Annotated in this window: 1 protein-coding gene; it reads left to right on the forward strand. The window is 73.0% G+C overall.

What is annotated here, in order from left to right:
• Positions 1–124: 124 nt before the first annotated feature.
• On the forward strand, positions 125–1554 hold a 1430-nt coding region (locus tag ACF088_RS41185; protein ID WP_392381116.1), incomplete at its 3' end, for a copper resistance CopC/CopD family protein.

Consider the following 1554-nt stretch of genomic DNA (forward strand, 5'->3'; position numbering starts at 1 on the left):
GAACTGCACTTCGCCCACTCCGGCCCCGTCACGGTCACGTTGCCCGTGAAGGCGGCCACCTACCAGCCCACCGCCGGACACTCCGGGCACTCCGAAGACTCCGGACACTGAGGGAGGGACCACCTTGACGCAGACCATCGCCCCGCGCGTCCGGACCCTGGTGCTGCTGCTCCTGGCCGCGGCCTGCGCGCTGCTGGCCGGCGCCGGACCGGCCTCCGCGCACGCCGCGCTGACCGGCAGCGACCCCCGGGAGGGGGCGGTGGTCGACAAGGCTCCGGCCCAGGTGTCGCTCACCTTCTCCGAGTCGGTCTCCATGGACGACGACTCGCTGCGCGTGCTCGACCCCAAGGGCAAGCGCGTCGACGACGGCAAGCCGTCCGGCACGGGCGGCACGACGTACTCCGTGAAACTGCACGCCGGGCTGCCCGACGGCACCTACACGGTGACGTACCAGGTCGTCTCGGCCGACAGCCACCCGGTCTCCGGCGCCTACACCTTCTCCGTCGGCGCCCCCTCCGAGACCTCGGTCACCGTCTCCGGGCAGGGAGCCGGCGGCGGCTTCGTCGGCGGGCTGTACGGCGTCGGGCGGTACGTGTCGTACGCCGGGTTCGCCGTGCTGGTGGGCGGCGCCGCCTTCGTGCTCGCCTGCTGGCCGCGCGGCTCCGGGGTGCGTGTCGTGCAGCGGTTCGTCGTCTCCGGCTGGCTCTCGCTGACCGCCGCCACCCTCCTGCTCCTCCTGCTGCGCGGCTCCTACACCGGTTCCGGGAAGGTCGCCGACGTCTTCGACCTCGGCCTGCTCGGCGAGGTGCTGCAAACCAAGGCCGGAGCGGCGCTGGTCTCCCGGCTGCTGCTGCTGGCGGCGGCCGCGCTGTTCATCGCCGTGCTCTTCGGCGCGTACGACAAACGGAAGGACGAGGAGAAGCGGGACCTCACCTTCGGGCTCGCGGTCGGCGGCAGCGTCGTGGCGGTGGGCCTCGCGGCGACCTGGGCGATGTCCGAGCACGCCTCCGTCGGCCTCCAGGCCGGTCTCGCCATGCCGGTCGACGTCGTCCACCTGATCGCCGTCGCCACCTGGCTCGGCGGACTGACCGCGCTGCTCGTCGCCCTGTACCGCGGCCCGGCAGACACGCCGGTCCCCGGCCTCGCCGTGAGCCGGTTCTCGCGCGTCGCCTTCAGCAGCGTGATCGCGCTGGTGGTGACCGGCACGTACCAGTCCTGGCGCCAGCTCGGCTCCTGGACGGCCTTCACCGACACCCGCTACGGACAGCTGCTCCTGGTGAAGATCGGGCTCGTGGCGGTACTCGTCGGCGTCGCCTACTTCTCGCGCCGGTGGACGGCACAGCTGGCGGCGGCCACACCCGCCGCGGGGGCTTCGGCCGCCCGGCGCGCGGAGAAGGGGGCCGGGAAGGCGTCCACGAAGACCGGCACGAAGGCGGCCTCGAAGACCTCCGGAAACGCGTCCACCAAGGCGGCCTCGAAGGCATCTGGGAACGCCGGCACGGAGGCGTCCGGAAACGCGAAGGTCGCCGAGAAGGCGTCCGGCACCGCGAAGGG

Source organism: Streptomyces sp. NPDC015125 (assembly GCF_043080045.1).
Classification (GTDB): domain Bacteria; phylum Actinomycetota; class Actinomycetes; order Streptomycetales; family Streptomycetaceae; genus Streptomyces.